Here is a 17,977-nt window from a genome sequence, read left to right on the forward strand (position 1 = left end):
CAAGTTCCGTGGATGTCAAGAGTAGGTAAGGTTCTTCGCGTTGCATCGAATTAAACCACATGCTCCACCGCTTGTGCGGGCCCCCGTCAATTCATTTGAGTTTTAACCTTGCGGCCGTACTCCCCAGGCGGTCGACTTAACGCGTTAGCTCCGGAAGCCACGCCTCAAGGGCACAACCTCCAAGTCGACATCGTTTACAGCGTGGACTACCAGGGTATCTAATCCTGTTTGCTCCCCACGCTTTCGCACCTGAGCGTCAGTCTTTGTCCAGGGGGCCGCCTTCGCCACCGGTATTCCTCCAGATCTCTACGCATTTCACCGCTACACCTGGAATTCTACCCCCCTCTACAAGACTCTAGCCTGTCAGTTTCGAATGCAGTTCCCAGGTTGAGCCCGGGGATTTCACATCCGACTTGACAGACCGCCTGCGTGCGCTTTACGCCCAGTAATTCCGATTAACGCTTGCACCCTCCGTATTACCGCGGCTGCTGGCACGGAGTTAGCCGGTGCTTCTTCTGCGGGTAACGTCAATCACTGTGGTTATTAACCACAATGCCTTCCTCCCCGCTGAAAGTACTTTACAACCCGAAGGCCTTCTTCATACACGCGGCATGGCTGCATCAGGCTTGCGCCCATTGTGCAATATTCCCCACTGCTGCCTCCCGTAGGAGTCTGGACCGTGTCTCAGTTCCAGTGTGGCTGGTCATCCTCTCAGACCAGCTAGGGATCGTCGCCTAGGTGAGCCATTACCCCACCTACTAGCTAATCCCATCTGGGCACATCTGATGGCAAGAGGCCCGAAGGTCCCCCTCTTTGGTCTTGCGACGTTATGCGGTATTAGCTACCGTTTCCAGTAGTTATCCCCCTCCATCAGGCAGTTTCCCAGACATTACTCACCCGTCCGCCACTCGTCACCCAAGGAGCAAGCTCCTCTGTGCTACCGTTCGACTTGCATGTGTTAGGCCTGCCGCCAGCGTTCAATCTGAGCCATGATCAAACTCTTCAATTTAAGTTTGATGCTCTTCGTTCTTTATTTCTAAAGAAAGAACTTCGTAATGAATTACGTATGTTCACTCCAGAGACTTGGTATTCATTTAGCGTCTTGCGACGTTAAGAATCCATGTCTTCGAGTGCCCACACAGATTGTCTGATAAATTGTTAAAGAGCAGTGCAACGTGGCTTTCAGCTCACCGTTGCGAGGTGGCGTATATTACGCTTTCCTCATTCAGAGTCAAGCGTTTATTTTCGCTTTTCTCTGCCGAAGTGCCCGGAGGCGCCTCGCTGACCGGCCGGCTTATTCGCCGTTGTTCCGTGTCAGTGGAGGCGCATTATAGGGAGTTATTCGGAGCTGACAAGTCTTAAATCGAAAAAACTTATCGATAGCCTAAAATTTAGGCGAAACGGTGATGCAAAGCACTATTTCGCCTGGTTTATAAACAAAAACGAGCCCCGTGGGGCTCGTTTTACGCTTTTTACTCTCTGTTAACTGTTACTGCACGGCGGCAATGCGATCGTCTTTCACCACCAGCTGTACCGTTTTGCCAGGAATCAGCTCCCCAGAGAGGATCTGCTGAGCCAGCGGGTTCTCGATCTGCTGCTGGATAGCGCGTTTCAGCGGACGCGCGCCATACACCGGATCGTAACCGTTCGCGCTGAGCAGCTTCAGCGCCTCATCTGACATCTGCACAGCATAACCACGCTCTTCCAGACGCTTATAAAGACGCTGCAGCTGGATCTGGGCAATCGAGGCGATATGTTTCTCACCCAGCGGATGGAATACTACGACCTCATCAATACGGTTGATGAACTCCGGACGGAAGCTGTGGCTCACCACGCCCATAACGATCTCTTTCATATGGCCGTAGTCCAGCTCACCGAAGCGCTCCTGGATCAGATCGGACCCCAGGTTGGAAGTCATAATCACCACGGTATTGCGGAAGTCGACCGTTCTCCCCTGCCCATCCGTCAGGCGTCCGTCATCCAGCACCTGTAAAAGAATGTTGAATACGTCCGGATGCGCTTTCTCTACTTCATCCAGCAGGATAACGGAATAGGGACGACGGCGAACCGCCTCGGTGAGGTACCCGCCCTCTTCATAGCCGACGTATCCTGGAGGCGCACCCACCAGCCGCGACACGGAGTGTTTCTCCATAAACTCGGACATGTCGATACGCACCATGGCATCGTCGCTGTCGAACATAAAGTTAGCCAGTGTTTTGCACAGTTCGGTTTTCCCTACCCCGGTTGGCCCAAGGAACAGGAAAGAGCCAATCGGACGGTTGGGATCGGACAGCCCAGCCCGGCTGCGACGAATGGCGTTCGATACGGCCTCAACGGCCTCGTTTTGGCCAATCACACGGCTATGCAGCTGCTGCTCCATACGCAGCAGTTTTTCGCGCTCGCCTTCCATCATGCGGGCGACCGGGATCCCGGTCCAGCGCGCCAGCACTTCGGCGATCTCGGTATCGGTCACTTTGTTACGCAGCAGGCGCATGGTTTTGCCTTCCGACTGCGTAGCCTGCTCAAGCTGTTTCTCCAGCTCGGGGATTTTCCCGTACTGCAGCTCGGACATGCGGGCCAGGTCGCCAACGCGGCGGGCCTGTTCAATCGCAATCTTCGCCTGCTCCAGCTCAGCTTTAATGGTCTGCGTTCCGGAGAGCGAGGCTTTCTCTGCCTTCCACTCCTCTTCCAGCACTGAGTACTGGCGTTCTTTATCAGCCAGTTCGCCGTTAAGCATCTCCAGACGCTTGATGCTGGCGTCATCGGACTCTTTCATCAGCGCCTGCTGCTCAAGCTTGAGCTGGATAATGCGCCGGTCCAGACGGTCCAGCTCTTCCGGCTTGGAGTCGATCTGCATTCGAATGCTGGATGCAGCCTCATCGATCAGGTCGATAGCTTTATCCGGCAGCTGACGGTCGGCAATGTAGCGATGGGACAGCGTCGCAGCCGCCACGATGGCCGGGTCGGTGATCTGCACATGGTGATGCAGCTCATAGCGCTCTTTCAGCCCGCGCAGAATAGCGATGGTATCTTCAACCGATGGCTCGGCAACGAACACTTTCTGGAAGCGTCGCTCCAGGGCTGCATCTTTCTCAATATACTGACGGTACTCATCCAGCGTGGTTGCGCCGACGCAGTGCAGCTCACCGCGGGCAAGAGCCGGTTTCAGCATATTCCCGGCGTCCATTGCGCCATCGGCCTTACCTGCGCCCACCATCGTATGCAGCTCGTCAATAAACAGAATAACGTTGCCTTCCTGCTTTGACAGGTCGCTCAGCACGCCTTTTAAGCGCTCTTCGAACTCACCGCGATATTTTGCGCCTGCCACCAGCGCGCCCATATCCAGCGCCAGCACCCGACGGCCCTTCAGCCCTTCCGGCACTTCGCCGTTAACGATACGCTGCGCCAGCCCTTCAACAATGGCAGTTTTACCCACGCCCGGCTCGCCGATCAGCACCGGGTTATTTTTGGTACGACGTTGCAGTACCTGAATAGTACGACGGATCTCTTCGTCGCGGCCAATCACCGGATCGAGCTTGCCCTGTTCGGCACGCTCGGTAAGATCGACGGTAAATTTCTTCAAGGCCTGACGCTGGTCTTCGGCCCCTTGATCGTTCACGCCTTCTCCTCCGCGCATCTGTTCAATTGCCTGGGTCACGTTGTTGGTATTCGCCCCCGCGGCTTTCAGCAGATCGGCGAGCGTGCCGCGCGACTCCAGCGCCGCCAGAACAAACAGCTCTGACGAAATAAAGTTATCGTTACGTTTCTGCGCCAGCTTGTCGCAGAGGTTGAGCACCCGCACCAGATCCTGCGACGGCTGTACGTCCCCGCCGGTACCTTCTACCTGCGGCAGGCGGCTTAGCGCCTGGTCAATGGCGGTGCGGAGCTGACCAGCGTTGACACCGGCAGAGGTGAGTAAAGGACGTACCGAACCCCCCTCCTGTGTCAGCAAGGCGCTCATAAGATGAAGTGGTTCGATAAATTGATGGTCTTGCCCCAGCGCGAGTGACTGAGCGTCGGCAAGAGCCAGCTGGAATTTATTAGTAAGACGATCCAGACGCATAACTCCTCCCATAATACAGGTCAAATTTGCTACTGGAGATTAAATGAGGTCATCCCTCAATTATTCAAGGTTAATGATCTAAATTATGTACAAAGAATATTACACGTACTGGATCGTCTTGATTCTTTAGGTTATATCAGCCAAATGAAACTTGCCAGGCGCCCGGTGGTTTTGTCACGGCGATAAGAGAAGAATTCACTTTGCTCACTGAAGGTGCAACGGTCGCCACCGTAGACGGCGTCTACGCCGACGCGGGCCAGCCGCTGACGGGCAAGCTGATAGATATCGGCAAAATATTTTTCGCCTGCCGCACGAAATGCCGCTGAAGCGTTCGAATCTTCGGCAATAAACGCGTCGCGAACTTCCGGGCCCACTTCAAACGCATCGGGACCAATGGCTGGCCCCAACCAGGCGATGATGTTTTCCGGTTTATCTGCAAAACAGGCCACCGTCTCTTCCAGCACGCCCGCGCACAGACCGCGCCAGCCTGCATGCGCAGCGGCGACTTCGGTTCCCGCACGGTTACAGAACAGCACCGGCAGACAGTCGGCAGTCATCACAGCACACACCGTGCCGGGGGTATTACTGTATGAGGCGTCCGCGCGTTTAGAGGTGTAAGGCTCGCCGGTAAGGGTAAGCACCGTTTTGCCGTGCACCTGCTCCAGCCAGACGGGCTTAGAGGGTAAACCGCCTGCAGCAAACAGCCGGCGACGGTTCTCTTCGACATGATCAGGGTTGTCGCCGCAGTGCGCACCCAGGTTCAGGGAGTCCCAGGGGGCAAGGCTCACGCCGCCGTTGCGGGTCGAACTACAGGCCGCGACGCCTTCGGGCAGCGGCCACTGCGGAACAATCAGCGATGTCATAGCCAGTCAACGTCCTCTTTATGCGTTTCGAAATCGGCGCGCATGGCGTCGATCAGGTCGATCATATCCTGTGGGATCGGCGCATGCCACTCCATCTCAATACCGGTAATCGGATGATAGAGACGCAGCATGGTGGCGTGCAGCGCCTGGCGATCGAACTGGCGCAGGGCAGTAATAAACTCATCAGACGCGCCCTTCGGCGGACGCGGACGGCCACCGTAGAGTTGATCGCCCACCAGCGGATGGGTAATGTGCGCCATGTGAACACGGATCTGGTGGGTACGGCCTGTTTCAAGACGCAGGCGCAGACGCGTGTGCACACGGAAGTGTTCCATGATGCGGTAGTGGGTCACCGCCGGCTTGCCCATCGGATGCACCGACATATGGGTACGCTTGGTCGGGTGACGGCTGATTGGCTCTTCCACCGTACCACCCGCCGTCATATGGCCAATGGCAACGGCTTCATACTCACGGGTGATCTCGCGCAGCTGCAGAGACTCTACCAGACGCGTCTGAGCTGGAACGGTCTTAGCAACGACCATCAGGCCAGTGGTGTCTTTATCCAGACGGTGCACGATACCGGCGCGCGGTACGTCAACGATCGGCGGATAGTAGTGCAGCAGCGCATTCAGTACGGTGCCGTCAGGGTTACCTGCGCCCGGATGCACTACGAAGTCGCGCGGCTTGTTGATCACGAGAATATCGTCATCTTCATAGACAATGTTGAGCGGAATATCCTGCGCCTCAAAGCGCGCCTCTTCTTCGATCTCGGCATCGATGGCGACGCGCTCGCCGCCCAACACTTTCTCTTTGGGCTTGTCGCAAATCTTGCCGTTGACCTGCACGCGCTGGTCAAGGATCCACTCTTTTATGCGCGAACGTGAATAATCCGGGAACATTTCGGCCAATGCCTGATCTAAGCGTTGACCGAGTTGATTTTCGGACACCGTTGCGGTGAGTTGTACTAGTTGTGCCATAGACAGCTTCTTCGTTAACCTTGGGTTTTTACGGCTTTGCCGTTTAATATAGTGTGCTATTGTAGCTGGTCTTAATCGGGAGCAGGAACAGAGAATCCTCCCGCATAAACATTTTGAGGAAAGTCAAAACGTCATGACGCGCATGAAATATCTGGTGGCAGCCGCCACGTTGAGCCTGGCTTTGGTGGGTTGCTCCAGTTCAAAGGAAGAGGTACCTGATAATCCGCCTAATGAAATCTATGCGACTGCTCAGCAAAAGTTGCAGGACGGTAACTGGAAACAGGCAATAACGCAACTGGAAGCGCTGGATAACCGTTATCCGTTTGGCCCTTACTCCCAGCAGGTTCAGCTGGATCTGATCTACGCCTACTATAAAAATGCCGATCTGCCGCTGGCTCAGGCCGCGATCGATCGCTTTATCCGTCTGAACCCGACTCATCCGAACATTGATTACGTGATGTACATGCGCGGCCTGACCGACATGGCGCTGGACGACAGTGCATTACAGGGTTTCTTCGGCGTCGATCGTAGCGACCGCGATCCTCAGCACGCCCGCGATGCGTTTAATGACTTTTCGAAGCTGGTACGCGGCTATCCGAACAGCCAGTACGTTACCGATGCCACCAAACGCCTGGTGTTCCTGAAGGATCGCCTGGCGAAGTATGAGTACTCCGTGGCGGAATACTACACCGAACGCGGCGCGTGGGTAGCGGTAGTCAACCGCGTAGAAGGCATGTTGCGCGACTACCCTGACACGCAGGCGACGCGTAACGCCCTGCCGCTGATGGAGAATGCCTATCGCCAGATGCAGATGAATGCTCAGGCAGATAAAGTCGCGAAGATTATCGCGTCCAACAGCAGCAATACCTGATAGTCAAAAACACAAACGGCAGCTCTCGGGCTGCCGTTTTTTTATGCGGTTTCGGCTGACTCTAAAGAGGTAATGCCGCGACATAACCTATCAACTATGACTCCCCTTCCCCTATCCTTCAAGTGAAATCGCAACTCTTCCTGTCCTGCCTCACAAAATGTCGTCATTGACAAAAAGTGACAAAAATACGTGATAGAAATCACACTTTTTGACCTTCAGACAGGTATGCTGAGATCACCTGGACGGAAAGACAAGAGGTAACATCTATGACAGTGAACATTACCAGTAAACAAATGGAAATTACTCCGGCAATTCGCCAGCATGTCGCAGACCGTCTCGCCAAGCTTGAAAAATGGCAAACTCATCTGATTAATCCCCATATCATCCTCTCGAAGGAGCCGCAGGGTTTTGTTGCCGACGCAACCATTAATACCCCTAATGGCCAGCTGGTTGCCAGTGGCCGACACGATGATATGTATACCGCTATCAATGACTTGATTAACAAGCTGGAACGGCAGCTCAATAAAGTGCAGCACAAAGGTGAAGCCCGTCGCGCCGCTACGTCGGTGAAAGACGCCAGCTTCGTTGAAGAAGACGAAGAGTAATCCTTTACGAAGAGTAGTCCTTTACATTGAGTGTCTCACCCACGCGCCTTCGGGCGCGTTTTTTATTGACAGGGTGAAAACAGTACGGTTACTTTACGTGTAGACATAGACAGGACTCTCCCATGAAACAGACGCCGTTTTTCTTCGCACGCTTTTTTACCTTCCCCTGAACGGGAGGCGTTTCGTCGTGTAAGAGTATGTGCGAAGACGAACAGCAAGGCCTCCCAAACCGGGGGGCCTTTTTTTATGGCTGAGAGACAGATAACAATAATGACTAAGGCAACACTATGACACCGGAAAACCCGCTGCTGGATCTGCGTAAAAAGATAAGTGCCCTGGATGAGCAACTGCTGGCGCTGCTGGCCGAGCGTCGTCAGCTTGCCGTTGAGGTGGGCAAAGCCAAGCTCACCTCCCACCGTCCAGTGCGCGATATCGACCGCGAACGCGATCTGCTGGAGCACCTGATCCAGCTTGGCAAAACGCACCATCTCGATGCGCACTACATTACCCGTCTGTTCCAGCTGATTATTGAAGACTCTGTCCTTACGCAGCAGGCCCTGCTTCAGCAGCATCTTAATCAAACCAACCCGCACTCGGCGCGGATCGCGTTTCTCGGTCCCAAAGGCTCCTATTCGCACCTGGCCGCACGTCAGTACGCGGCGCGCCACTTCGAGCAGTTTATTGAGAGCGGCTGCGCAAAGTTCCACGATATCTTTCAGCAGGTGGAGACCGGTCAGGCCGACTATGCCGTCGTGCCGCTGGAGAACACCAGCTCCGGGGCGATCAACGACGTCTACGATCTGCTCCAGCACACCAGCCTGGCGATCGTTGGGGAGATGACCGTGCCGATCGATCACTGCGTGCTGGTCTCGGATACGACCGATCTGGGCAAAATCGACACGGTCTACAGCCACCCGCAGCCCTTCCAACAGTGCAGCCAGTTTTTAAACCGCTATCCACAGTGGAAAATCGAGTACACCGAGAGCACCTCGGCGGCAATGGAGAAAGTGGCCCAGGCGAATTCACCGCATGTAGCGGCGCTGGGCAGCGAGGCGGGCGGCGCGCTGTATGGTCTGCAGGTGCTGGAGCGCAACCTGGCAAACCAGACGCAAAACATTACTCGCTTTATCGTGCTGGCGCGTAAACCGATTAATGTCTCCGATCAGGTGCCAGCTAAAACAACGCTGCTGATGGCCACGGGCCAGCAGGCCGGGGCGCTGGTTGAGGCGCTGCTGGTGCTGCGTAACCACAACCTGATTATGACCAAGCTGGAGTCACGGCCCATTCACGGTAACCCGTGGGAAGAGATGTTCTATCTGGATATCCAGGCTAACCTGGAGTCTGCATCCATGCAGAAAGCCCTGCGCGAGCTCGGGGAGATCACCCGCTCGCTGAAAGTGCTGGGCTGCTATCCTGGCGAAAACGTTGTGCCGGTCGATCCGGCTTAACGTTCAATAAAAGGGGATTTCTTCACGCCTGCCACGTTCACTGGCAGGGTGAAGAGAGCCCCGGAGAGCGGAAACTTCGCCAGCTCGTCCTGCTTCATATTCTCTCGGGTGGTGGTGATGAACAGCGTCTTCATATCTTCGCCGCCAAAGCACACCATCGTCGGGCAGCGCACCGGCAGGCGATACTCTTCCAGCTGCTCGCCCTCGGGAGAGAAACGTGCGATGCGCCAGCCGTCGTACAGCGCGCTCCAGTAGCAGCCCTCAACGTCCGTTGCCGCTCCGTCCGGCTGCCCCTCCTCTTTTTTAAAGGTGCGGAATACCTCGCGCTTGCCGGGCTCGCCCTGCTCATCCAGCGGTGTGCGGTAGATTACCTCCTGCGGCGTGTCAGAGGTATACATCCACGTCCCGTCTGGGCTAAAGGCTAATCCGTTGGCCCCACGGATATCGCACTGGATCACCTTCGGGGTCAGATCGTTATCGATCCGCATCAGCAGCGCACCGTTGTAATCCTGCGGTGCCCAGAACGTGCCAGCGTAAAAACGCCCAGCATGATCGGTCCCACCGTCGTTAAAGCGCGCCAGCTCCGGATTAGAGGGGTTATCACACACTTTTTGAGTCAGCAGGCCACGCTTGTCCGCCAGCCAGATGGCACTACGCATCGCAACGATGAAACCGCCCTTCTCGCGTAGGGCAAAGCAGCCCACCTCTTCCGGAAACCGCAGCACGGTATGCTCAGCGGAGGCCAGATGGTAGCGGTGGATCTCCCCCTCCAGAATATCGGCCCAGTACAGCGCCTGTTCCGATTCGCTCCAGACAGGACATTCCGGCAGATGGCCGGTGTAATCAAACAGCAGTTGCGGCTCAGCCATAGAGACTCCCATACAGTAAAAAGGCCAGCGGGTAACCCACTGGCCTTAAAGTATATACAGCTTTTAACCTATTGACGGTTGTCGTTTGCCTGACGCAGCAGCACCCGGCTTTCGCTCTGAAAGCGCTGGGCGTAGTCGCCAAACCAGTGCTCTACCTTGCGGAAGCTATCGATAAACGCCTGCTTGTTGCCCTGCTCCAGCAGCTCAATCGCTTCGCCAAAGCGCTGGTAGTAGCGCTTGATCAGCGCCAGGTTACTCTCCGAGGCCATAATGATGTCCGCGTAGAGCTGCGGATCCTGGGCAAACAGTCGCCCAACCATTGCCAGCTCCAGACGGTAGATGGGCGAGGAGAGCGCCAGCAACTGCTCCAGCTGCACGTTCTCTTCTGCCAGATGCAACCCGTAGGCGAAGGTGGCAAAGTGGCGCAGCGCCTGAATAAACGCCATGTTCTGATCGTGCTCGACGGCGCTGATACGGTGCAAACGGGCACCCCAAACCTGAATCTGCTCCAGCAGCCACTGGTAGGCTTCTGGCTTGCGTCCGTCGCAGTAGACTACCACCTGCTTCGCCAGGCTACCGCTGTCCGGGCCGAACATCGGATGCAGCCCTAGTACGGGGCCTTTATGCACGCTCAGCATGGCCTGCAACGGCCCGCTTTTTACCGAGGCCAGATCGACAAGGATGCAATCCTCCGGCAGCGGCGGCAGCGAGGCAATCACCTGCTCGGTGACATGAATAGGCACGCTGACGATCACCATCCCGGCATCGGCGACAATATTGCCCGCCTGCGCCCAGTCATCTTTCTCAAGTATTCGCACCTGGTAGCCGGAGAGGGTCAGCATCTTCTCAAACAGCCGGCCCATTTGGCCACCGCCGCCCACAATCACCACCGGTCGCAGCGTCGGACAGAGGGTTTTGAACCCTTTATCGTTCTCGCTAGAGTAGGATTCACGCATCACACGCCTGAGCACGTCCTCAATCAGATCCGGCGGCACGCCAAGCGACTCGGCCTCCTGACGGCGGGAAGCCAGCATAGCCGCCTCGCGCTCGGGCACGTAAATCGGCAGGCCATATTTACTCTTAACCTCGCCGACCTCGGCCACCAGATCCAGACGCTTCGCCAGCAGGGCCAGCAGCGCCTTATCTACTTCATCAATTTGATCGCGCAGCGCGGTCAATTCAGCAACCATAACAACCTCTTAAGCCAGACGTGCTGCCAGATGCCCACGCAGATGTTGGTTAATCTCACGCAGCAGCGCGTCGGTGGTCTCCCAGCTGATGCAGGCATCGGTCACGGAGACGCCATATTTCATATCACCGCGCGGCTGCTCGGACGATTGATTACCTTCATGAATATTACTCTCGATCATCAGGCCAATGATCGACCGGTTACCATCTTTGATTTGCGCCACGACGGATTCAGCTACCGCAGGCTGGCGGCGGTAGTCTTTATTGGAGTTACCGTGGCTGCAGTCTACCATCAGGGCTGGCTTCAGGCCCGCCTGCACCATCTCTTTCTCGCACTGCGCCACGTCAGCCGGGCTGTAGTTTGGCGCTTTACCGCCGCGCAGGATAACGTGTCCGTCCGGGTTGCCCTGGGTTTGCAACAGGCACACCTGGCCCGCCTGGTTGATGCCCACAAAACGGTGCGGCATTGCCGCCGCGCGCATGGCGTTGATCGCCGTCGCCAGGCTGCCGTCGGTGCCGTTCTTGAAGCCAACCGGCATTGAGAGGCCAGAGGCCATTTCACGGTGGGTCTGGGACTCGGTAGTGCGTGCGCCGATGGCAGACCAGCTAAAGAGATCGCCCAGGTACTGCGGGCTGTTGGGATCCAGCGCTTCGGTTGCCAGCGGCAGGCCCATGCTGACCAGCTCCACCAGCAGGCTACGGGCAATTTTCAGCCCGGTTTCGACATCAAACGAACCGTCCATATGCGGATCGTTAATCAACCCTTTCCAGCCAACGGTGGTACGGGGTTTTTCAAAGTAGACGCGCATGACCAGGTAGAGGCTATCGCTGACCTCCTCGGCAAGGGCTTTAAAGCGGTGAGCGTACTCAATGGCCGCCTGCGGATCGTGAATGGAGCACGGTCCGCATACCACCAGCAAGCGCGGATCGCGCCCGGCAATGATGTCGGAGAGGGTCTGGCGCGATTGAGAGATCTGCGCCTCCTGCTCCGCCGTCAGCGGAAACTCCGCCTTCAGGCGTTCCGGAGTGATTAAAACCTGCTCGTCGGCGATATGGACATTATTCAGCGCGTCTTTTTGCATGATGGCGATCCTGGTCGTTCGTTGCGATAGTCTTTAGCGATAGTGTTCTCAGCAGAGAGTAATCTAACAGTATCACAATCGGTAAAGATTTCAATCCATAATACGTACACAATTGTTTACATAACCCCTTAAAATGCAATTTAGTTGTGTTTTTTACGTAAAGTAAAATGTACATGAGCAACCTGACGGCAACCAGGCTACGCTATAATAAAAGAAAAAGGAGCACGATAATGAAACCTGGAATGTACGCACTCTTAGCCATTCTGCTGTCTGGCTGCTCGGTTGAACCCTATACACACGCTCCCACCTGGACCGGCACCGACTGGTACAGTGCCGGAAAAGACGACGCCCTCTCTGGCGCAGTGGTCAAAGAGAACAAGGTCCTGGCTGCCGTACATAATGACACCGACGTTGATCGAAATCGCTATTTACAAGGCTACAAGGCAGGCCTGAAAAGGATCTGCCACGACGATTTTCTCTATGCCTGGGGTCGCGCGGGTAAAATCTATCCTGCTGGCTGCGACACGCAGGAGAGCGCCGCACAGCTGCGTAGCGCCTGGCAAGCAGGGATGGACGAAGGCACCCGCGACGCCGTTCTCAATTAACTGCCGGAATATTATTCAATCTGTGAATACGTCGAGATCACCCCTGATCTATCCAGGGTAATATAACCACGATCTTAACAGGGTATATGCAGGTAAACGCTGTTTTTCTGCTACGTGTAATTATCAGCCGTCGTTGCGGGGAAATAATGATGAATAGGGATCTTTCACGCCCAACTTTTAAACGTACCCTACGTCGAATCAATATTATTAACGTGATTATTACGATGACGCTGGTTTGGTTTCTTATCTCCGTCACGTCGGTACTGACGTTAAAACAGTACGCCCTACGTAACTTAGAGCTGACGGGCGCGACCATGAGCCGCAATCTGGAATTTGCTCTTGCCCGCCATGATGCGGCCGCCGCTGCCGATACGCTCTCTATGCTTGGCCAGCGGGGGCTCTATAGCGCGGCAGAGGTACGGGATGCAAAACAGCATGTGGTGGCGGGCTGGTCTTCGATGCCGGAGAGCAGCTATGACAAAGCCAGCGATCTGATTCGCCAGTGGCTGCTTCCCGACCCGGTTTGGCAGCCGATCATGCATGACGGTACCCAGATTGGCGAGCTGCATCTCACTGCCCAGGCCAGCCTGATTGGCCACTTTATCCTGCTCTCCCTCGGCGTGCTGACTGGATCTATCCTGTTTGCCTCGGCCGTGGCGCTCGCCATCAGTCGCTACCTGCATAACGGCGTGTTCAACGCGCTGCAAAATATCACTGACGTGGTGCACGACGTGCGGACCTACCGCAATTTTTCCCGTCGCGTCGCCGACGAGCGTATTGACGAGTTTCATCGCTTTGGTCAGGACTTTAACAGCCTGCTGGATGAGATGGAGGAGTGGCAGCTGAGTTTACAGGCGCGCAACGCCCTACTCCTGCGTACCGCCCTGCACGATCCGCTGACCGGACTGGCTAACCGCGCCGCGTTTCGCAACGCCATCGCCGCCCTGATGAAGGATGAGGCTGCCCAAAGCTGCTCGGCGCTGCTGTTTCTTGACGGTGATAACTTCAAATACATCAACGACACATGGGGACACGCCGTTGGCGACAGCGTTCTCATAGAGGTGGCGAAAAGGTTATCCGCCTTTGGCGGCAAGCGGCATACGGCCTACCGCCTCGGCGGAGATGAGTTTGCGATGATCCTGACCGGCGTACACACCGAGCACGAGGTAAAGCGTCTCTCAGGCGCGCTAGCCCAGCAGTTCTATCGCCCTTTCGATCTGCATAACGGCTCTACCACCATGATGACCCTCAGCATTGGCTATGCGCTGGCATGGGAGCACGCCAGCGCCGAGAGCCTGCTGGAGCTGGCGGACAAAAACATGTACAAGGTCAAGCAGCGCCACTCAAAGACGCCCTGACTCCTGTTCCGGCTGCAATTGGGCGGCGCTGGCCCGACGCCAGCGCAGAACATCGATAACGATAAACAGCAGCAGGCTAATCCCCAACACCGGCAGCGCCAGACCAATCAGCAGAGCGAGGATTAGGGTGATTAACCGTCCTCCCCAGCCGAGCGCCAGCCAGCTCTGTACCAGAGTTTGCACTGGACTCACGCCGCCCTGAGCCGGACGGCGGATCCACCACAGCCGGTAACCCACGACGATGCTAACGCACAGCGCACCGCCAAACAGGATCAGCGCCAGCTGGTTTGGCAGGCCGAACAGCACGCCCATATGGAAATCGACGCCCCAGCGGGTTAGCTTCGCCATCAGCGGGAAGTCAGCAAAGCGTGTCTGATCGATCGCGGTCATCGTGTGGCCATCGATCGCCACGGCATCAACCTGCGTTGGCCACGCCCGGTCGATCTCCGTGACCGTCCACGCCTGGTCTGCACTTCGCGGCGGGCGGATCTCAAGACGGGCAGCATTGATGCCGGCCTGACGGGCAACCTGCAATACCTCATCATACTGCACGCTGTCGGCGTCGCTCTCCGCCATGGGCATTGTCATTCCCTCATGATGCTCGTGATGGGCGTGATGTTCCGCATGGGGATCGGCAGGCTGGGCGGCTCCGTGCAGCTGGGTATTTACCTGCGGCGTCATCCAACCCAGCGCCGCGCGCATTTTATCAACGTTACCTCCCGCCCACTGGGACCAGGTCAAACCGGTCGCGGAGAAGAGCAGCATGCCCGCCAGCAGCACCCAGCCCAGGCTTACGTGCAGACGACGGCTGTTCTGCACCCGATTGTTAATCCGTCGTTTGGGCCGCGTAAACCACCACAGCGCAATACCGCCGAGGGCAGCAATCCACATCCACGACGCTGCCAGCTCGCTATAAAGTCGCCCGGCATCGCCAAGCAGCAGGGACCGGTGCAGATAATCGATAGTCTGGCGCAGAGGCAGAATACCGCTGGTGCCATAGACGGTCATATCGCCTTTGACCGCCAGGGTCACGGGATCGATAAAGATAGCCCGGTTCTCCGAAACGCCAAGCTGCGGATCGGCAAACATCACCCGCGTCGTCTCTCCACTAATCAGCCCAGGGCGGACGGCATGCAGACGCAGTGTTCCCCCGGTCACCCGCTCGGCCACCGCTACCTGTTCGGCCAGCGGCTGATGCTCCCCGGTTAGGGTGCCGTAGAGCGCATCGTGATAGAGCGCACTCTCCAGCTGCGGGGTGGCCACATACAGCGTCCCGCTGAGGGCGGCAATGAAAATAAACGGTCCCACAAAGAGGCCGATGTAGAAATGGAGGCGTCGCAGCAGGTTTACCCATGCCGCGCGCGAAGTGCAGGTAGTCATACTTTTCCTTTCTAAGGCAAAAAGTTATTGATTGAGTTTTTTAAAGGGAAAAAGCAGACAGGCGCGGCGGCGCGCGGGTATCGGGGCAGAGCCAGGGAGAGAAGTGCCAGTGGCAGACGGCGGGCCGCGGTGGCGTTACCCGCAGCCTGAGCAGCACGCCACAGAGCAGAACGATAAGCGCAAGGATCACCCCTGGCACATGGGCTAACAGCACGCAGTAGCCGCACGCCTCGGCATGGTCGACTGGCGTGCTTTGCGATGCGGGCGAATGCTCAGGCATGGCGTGATGGTCAGGCATAGCGTGATGCTCAGGCATCATCGACATCTCGTGGTGCATGCCTGGCATAGCGCTCATGGGATCTTTCTGCAGCGCAACGGAGATCAGCGGCGCAACCACGATCAGCAGGATCGCAAACAGCGCGGTCAATGCCGCTGCGCGTTTCCATGTTGAGTGATGCATCAGATTAGCCACTAGCCCTCCGGTCGAGAGCGGACATTGTAAAGGATTTATAACCTGGGGGTTAACAGATCGGGCGCACAGGCATAAAAAAAGGGGCCAGCCTACAGGCCAGCCCCTTTTTATCAGGATGTCGCGAAAGCGATTATCAGTTAAGACGCTCTTTGATACGAGCAGACTTACCGGTACGCTCACGCAGGTAGTACAGTTTAGCTTTACGTACAGCACCACGACGTTTAACAGCAATGCTGTCAACTACCGGAGAGTGAGTCTGGAAGACACGCTCAACGCCTTCGCCGTTGGAAATTTTGCGAACAGTGAATGCAGAGTGCAGACCGCGGTTACGAATAGCGATAACCACGCCCTCGAATGCCTGCAGACGTTTTTTGGAACCTTCAACAACCCATACTTTCACTTCCACGGTATCACCCGGACGGAAGGAAGGTACGTCCTGCTTCATCTGCTCTTGTTCAATTTGCTTAATGATGTTGCTCATAATTTAATCTCTTATCCTGGGTAAACTGATATTTGGAGGCTTACGCCATCCCATCATGTATTTGCTGCTGTTGTGCGTGCTCTTTTCGGAACTCCGCCAGCAGCTTTGCTTGCTCTTCAGTCAGAGCCAGGTTTTCCAGAAGTTCAGGTCTTCTAAGCCAGGTGCGGCCCAGCGACTGTTTCAGACGCCAGCGACGTATCTCGGCATGGTTACCCGACAGCAGAACCGCCGGCACCTCCATACCTTCTAACACCTCAGGACGGGTATAGTGTGGGCAGTCCAGCAACCCATCGGCAAAGGAATCTTCCGTTGCCGAAGCCTCATGCCCCAGTACGCCTGGAATAAACCGGGCAACCGAGTCAATCAGCGTCATTGCTGGTAACTCACCACCGCTGAGCACGTAATCGCCGATAGACCACTCTTCGTCGACTTCGGTTTGGATCACACGCTCATCGACCCCTTCGTAGCGCCCGCACACCAGAATCATTTTCTGATTCGTTGCCAGTTCGCTCACGCCCGCTTGATCAAGCTTGCGTCCCTGAGGTGACAGATAGATCACCTTTGCGCCCTCACCCGCCGCGGCTTTCGCTGCGTGGATGGCATCCCGCAAGGGTTGAACCATCATCAGCATCCCCGGTCCGCCGCCGTAAGGACGATCGTCCACGGTACGGTGCCGGTCATGAGCGAAGTCACGTGGACTCCAGCTCTGGATGCTCAGCAGGCCATTTTTAACGGCCCGGCCAGTTACCCCGTAATCGGTAATGGCGCGAAACATGTCAGGAAACAGGCTAACTATACCAATGAACACAAGCCAATCCCCATCGTGCCGTGCCTACCGTTTATCCGGAGGTTTAAAAACCAGGATCCCAATCTACTTCGATTGTGCGAGTAGTGAGATCGACATTCTTGATAACCTGTCCATCGAGGAACGGAACCAGCCGCTCCTTGATACCAAACGCATCTTTCAGGTTTGCCTTAATGACGAGAACGTCATTTGACCCGGTTTCCATCATGTCGATGACTTTCCCCAGGGCGTAGCCTTCTGTGGTCACTACCTGGCAACCCATAAGGTCTTTCCAGTAGTAGTCACCCTCAGTAAGCGGCGGCAACTGCGACGAATCCACGACAATTTCACAATTAGTCAGCGCATTCGCGGCATCACGGTCATCAATGCCTTTCAGCTTAATGACAATGTCCTGATTGTGGTGACGCCAGCTTTCCAGCTCGACCATCTGCCACTTACCGGCCTTCTGGATAAACCAGGGCTGGTAATCAAAAATGCTTTCAGCGTCTTCAGTGGAGGAAAACACTCTGAGCCAACCACGGATCCCGTAGCAAGAACCCATTTTTCCCAATACGATCGGTTCAACAGGTACTTTAATGCTCATCATGACCACCGTGACAGATTAAGCTGCTTTGTTTGCTTCTTTGATCAGCGTAGCAACGCGATCGGAAACGGTAGCGCCCTGGCCAACCCAGTGAGCGATGCGATCCAGATCCAGGCGGGTGCCTTCTTCTTTTTCGCTAGCGATCGGGTTGAAGAAACCAACGCGCTCAATGAAGCGACCGTTGCGTGCATTACGGCTGTCAGTAACAACAACCTGGTAGAACGGACGCTTTTTAGCGCCGTGACGAGCTAAACGAATAGTTACCATAACATCCTCTTGTGTGAATAAAACAACAGGCCCCGTCGAGGAACGGAGCCCGGTGTCATA

At 56.0% G+C, this 17,977-nt stretch carries 18 protein-coding genes, 1 rRNA gene and 1 other annotated feature; of the genes, 6 read left to right on the forward strand and 13 right to left on the reverse strand.

Features of this window, described 5'->3' with window-relative positions:
* The 4 genes from NR795_RS11565 to rluD all read right to left on the reverse strand — a co-directional run.
* Positions 1 to 1,009 (reverse strand): 16S ribosomal RNA (locus NR795_RS11565); the annotation flags it as partial.
* A 480-nt stretch (positions 1,010 to 1,489) separates the two neighbouring features.
* Complete coding sequence (gene clpB, locus NR795_RS11570; RefSeq protein ID WP_154058751.1) at positions 1,490 to 4,063, reverse strand: ATP-dependent chaperone ClpB; 2,574 nt, start codon at positions 4,061 to 4,063, stop codon at positions 1,490 to 1,492.
* A gap of 131 nt (positions 4,064 to 4,194) precedes the next feature.
* Positions 4,195 to 4,926, reverse strand: a complete 732-nt coding sequence (gene yfiH / locus NR795_RS11575; protein WP_257758305.1) for a purine nucleoside phosphorylase YfiH — start codon at positions 4,924 to 4,926, stop codon at positions 4,195 to 4,197.
* Complete coding sequence (gene rluD / locus NR795_RS11580; protein ID WP_042387491.1) at positions 4,923 to 5,903, reverse strand: 23S rRNA pseudouridine(1911/1915/1917) synthase RluD; 981 nt, start codon at positions 5,901 to 5,903, stop codon at positions 4,923 to 4,925. Before rluD ends, yfiH begins: the two co-directional genes overlap by 4 nt.
* A 133-nt stretch (positions 5,904 to 6,036) precedes the next feature.
* Between rluD and bamD the strand changes: the two genes are divergently transcribed.
* From bamD to pheA, 4 genes are all read left to right on the forward strand, one after another.
* Positions 6,037 to 6,774 carry an outer membrane protein assembly factor BamD gene (bamD, locus tag NR795_RS11585; RefSeq protein ID WP_257758306.1) on the forward strand — a complete coding sequence of 246 codons (738 nt, stop codon included), beginning with the start codon at positions 6,037 to 6,039 and terminating at the stop codon, positions 6,772 to 6,774.
* A 266-nt stretch (positions 6,775 to 7,040) separates the two neighbouring features.
* A complete protein-coding gene (raiA, locus tag NR795_RS11590) occupies positions 7,041 to 7,379 on the forward strand; it encodes a ribosome-associated translation inhibitor RaiA (RefSeq protein ID WP_144817906.1) in 339 nt (112 codons plus the stop codon).
* Between the two features lie 121 nt (positions 7,380 to 7,500).
* Positions 7,501 to 7,626: a sequence feature (Phe leader region), on the forward strand.
* Complete coding sequence (gene pheL / locus NR795_RS11595; RefSeq protein WP_181016674.1) at positions 7,502 to 7,549, forward strand: pheA operon leader peptide PheL; 48 nt, start codon at positions 7,502 to 7,504, stop codon at positions 7,547 to 7,549. Its footprint overlaps the feature before it by 48 nt.
* A 40-nt stretch (positions 7,627 to 7,666) precedes the next feature.
* Positions 7,667 to 8,827: a bifunctional chorismate mutase/prephenate dehydratase gene (gene pheA, locus NR795_RS11600; protein WP_257758307.1), complete on the forward strand. Its 1,161-nt coding sequence runs from the start codon at positions 7,667 to 7,669 to the stop codon at positions 8,825 to 8,827.
* Here the strand turns inward: pheA and NR795_RS11605 are convergent.
* The 3 genes from NR795_RS11605 to aroF all read right to left on the reverse strand — a co-directional run bounded on the left by NR795_RS11605 (position 8,824) and on the right by aroF (position 11,966).
* Positions 8,824 to 9,696: an SMP-30/gluconolactonase/LRE family protein gene (locus NR795_RS11605; protein ID WP_257758308.1), complete on the reverse strand. Its 873-nt coding sequence runs from the start codon at positions 9,694 to 9,696 to the stop codon at positions 8,824 to 8,826. The genes pheA and NR795_RS11605 overlap by 4 nt on opposite strands.
* Before the next feature lie 68 nt (positions 9,697 to 9,764).
* On the reverse strand, positions 9,765 to 10,886 hold the full coding sequence (gene tyrA, locus NR795_RS11610) for a bifunctional chorismate mutase/prephenate dehydrogenase (RefSeq protein ID WP_042387500.1): 1,122 nt from the start codon (positions 10,884 to 10,886) through the stop codon (positions 9,765 to 9,767).
* Between the two features lie 9 nt (positions 10,887 to 10,895).
* Positions 10,896 to 11,966 (reverse strand): 3-deoxy-7-phosphoheptulonate synthase AroF, encoded by a 1,071-nt coding sequence (aroF, locus tag NR795_RS11615; protein ID WP_257758309.1) that lies wholly within the window; start codon positions 11,964 to 11,966, stop codon positions 10,896 to 10,898.
* Positions 11,967 to 12,196: 230 nt separating this feature from the next.
* Here aroF and NR795_RS11620 point away from each other — a divergent pair, with 230 nt between their 5' ends.
* Both NR795_RS11620 and dgcN read left to right on the forward strand, forming a co-directional pair.
* The gene (locus NR795_RS11620) at positions 12,197 to 12,571 is read left to right on the forward strand and encodes a DUF2799 domain-containing protein (protein ID WP_144817901.1); all 375 of its coding nucleotides are present in this window, start codon (positions 12,197 to 12,199) and stop codon (positions 12,569 to 12,571) included.
* Between the two features lie 149 nt (positions 12,572 to 12,720).
* Positions 12,721 to 13,929 (forward strand): diguanylate cyclase DgcN, encoded by a 1,209-nt coding sequence (dgcN, locus tag NR795_RS11625; RefSeq protein ID WP_257758310.1) that lies wholly within the window; start codon positions 12,721 to 12,723, stop codon positions 13,927 to 13,929.
* Here dgcN and NR795_RS11630 read toward each other — a convergent pair.
* From NR795_RS11630 to rpsP, 6 genes are all read right to left on the reverse strand, one after another.
* Complete coding sequence (locus NR795_RS11630) at positions 13,915 to 15,309, reverse strand: PepSY domain-containing protein (RefSeq protein WP_257758311.1); 1,395 nt, start codon at positions 15,307 to 15,309, stop codon at positions 13,915 to 13,917. The two genes, dgcN and NR795_RS11630, sit on opposite strands and share 15 nt — an antisense overlap.
* Positions 15,310 to 15,349: 40 nt before the next feature.
* Positions 15,350 to 15,769, reverse strand: a complete 420-nt coding sequence (locus tag NR795_RS11635; RefSeq protein ID WP_374544359.1) for a DUF2946 domain-containing protein — start codon at positions 15,767 to 15,769, stop codon at positions 15,350 to 15,352.
* Between the two features lie 145 nt (positions 15,770 to 15,914).
* Complete coding sequence (gene rplS, locus NR795_RS11640; RefSeq protein ID WP_006178051.1) at positions 15,915 to 16,262, reverse strand: 50S ribosomal protein L19; 348 nt, start codon at positions 16,260 to 16,262, stop codon at positions 15,915 to 15,917.
* 40 nt (positions 16,263 to 16,302) lie between these two features.
* Positions 16,303 to 17,070, reverse strand: a complete 768-nt coding sequence (gene trmD, locus NR795_RS11645; protein WP_042387508.1) for a tRNA (guanosine(37)-N1)-methyltransferase TrmD — start codon at positions 17,068 to 17,070, stop codon at positions 16,303 to 16,305.
* A 43-nt stretch (positions 17,071 to 17,113) separates the two neighbouring features.
* Positions 17,114 to 17,653 (reverse strand): ribosome maturation factor RimM, encoded by a 540-nt coding sequence (rimM, locus tag NR795_RS11650; RefSeq protein ID WP_144817896.1) that lies wholly within the window; start codon positions 17,651 to 17,653, stop codon positions 17,114 to 17,116.
* Between the two features lie 15 nt (positions 17,654 to 17,668).
* On the reverse strand, positions 17,669 to 17,917 hold the full coding sequence (rpsP, locus tag NR795_RS11655) for a 30S ribosomal protein S16 (protein ID WP_042387512.1): 249 nt from the start codon (positions 17,915 to 17,917) through the stop codon (positions 17,669 to 17,671).
* Positions 17,918 to 17,977 lie beyond the last annotated feature (60 nt).

This window comes from Pseudescherichia sp. L3 (assembly GCF_024656065.1).
Taxonomy (GTDB): domain Bacteria; phylum Pseudomonadota; class Gammaproteobacteria; order Enterobacterales; family Enterobacteriaceae; genus Pseudescherichia.

What these genes read in the sequence shown, in the direction of transcription:
- clpB (WP_154058751.1), bottom strand. Translation starts at nt 4,063, where the DNA reads ATGCGTCTGGATCGTCTTACTAATAAATTCCAGCTGGCTCTTGCCGAC.
- yfiH (WP_257758305.1), bottom strand. Translation starts at nt 4,926, where the DNA reads ATGACATCGCTGATTGTTCCGCAGTGGCCGCTGCCCGAAGGCGTCGCG.
- rluD (WP_042387491.1), bottom strand. Translation starts at nt 5,903, where the DNA reads ATGGCACAACTAGTACAACTCACCGCAACGGTGTCCGAAAATCAACTC.
- bamD (WP_257758306.1), top strand. Translation starts at nt 6,037, where the DNA reads ATGACGCGCATGAAATATCTGGTGGCAGCCGCCACGTTGAGCCTGGCT.
- raiA (WP_144817906.1), top strand. Translation starts at nt 7,041, where the DNA reads ATGACAGTGAACATTACCAGTAAACAAATGGAAATTACTCCGGCAATT.
- pheA (WP_257758307.1), top strand. Translation starts at nt 7,667, where the DNA reads ATGACACCGGAAAACCCGCTGCTGGATCTGCGTAAAAAGATAAGTGCC.
- NR795_RS11605 (WP_257758308.1), bottom strand. Translation starts at nt 9,696, where the DNA reads ATGGCTGAGCCGCAACTGCTGTTTGATTACACCGGCCATCTGCCGGAA.
- tyrA (WP_042387500.1), bottom strand. Translation starts at nt 10,886, where the DNA reads ATGGTTGCTGAATTGACCGCGCTGCGCGATCAAATTGATGAAGTAGAT.
- aroF (WP_257758309.1), bottom strand. Translation starts at nt 11,966, where the DNA reads ATGCAAAAAGACGCGCTGAATAATGTCCATATCGCCGACGAGCAGGTT.
- NR795_RS11620 (WP_144817901.1), top strand. Translation starts at nt 12,197, where the DNA reads ATGAAACCTGGAATGTACGCACTCTTAGCCATTCTGCTGTCTGGCTGC.
- dgcN (WP_257758310.1), top strand. Translation starts at nt 12,721, where the DNA reads ATGAATAGGGATCTTTCACGCCCAACTTTTAAACGTACCCTACGTCGA.
- NR795_RS11630 (WP_257758311.1), bottom strand. Translation starts at nt 15,309, where the DNA reads ATGACTACCTGCACTTCGCGCGCGGCATGGGTAAACCTGCTGCGACGC.
- NR795_RS11635 (WP_374544359.1), bottom strand. Translation starts at nt 15,769, where the DNA reads ATGCATCACTCAACATGGAAACGCGCAGCGGCATTGACCGCGCTGTTT.
- rplS (WP_006178051.1), bottom strand. Translation starts at nt 16,262, where the DNA reads ATGAGCAACATCATTAAGCAAATTGAACAAGAGCAGATGAAGCAGGAC.
- rimM (WP_144817896.1), bottom strand. Translation starts at nt 17,653, where the DNA reads ATGATGAGCATTAAAGTACCTGTTGAACCGATCGTATTGGGAAAAATG.
- rpsP (WP_042387512.1), bottom strand. Translation starts at nt 17,917, where the DNA reads ATGGTAACTATTCGTTTAGCTCGTCACGGCGCTAAAAAGCGTCCGTTC.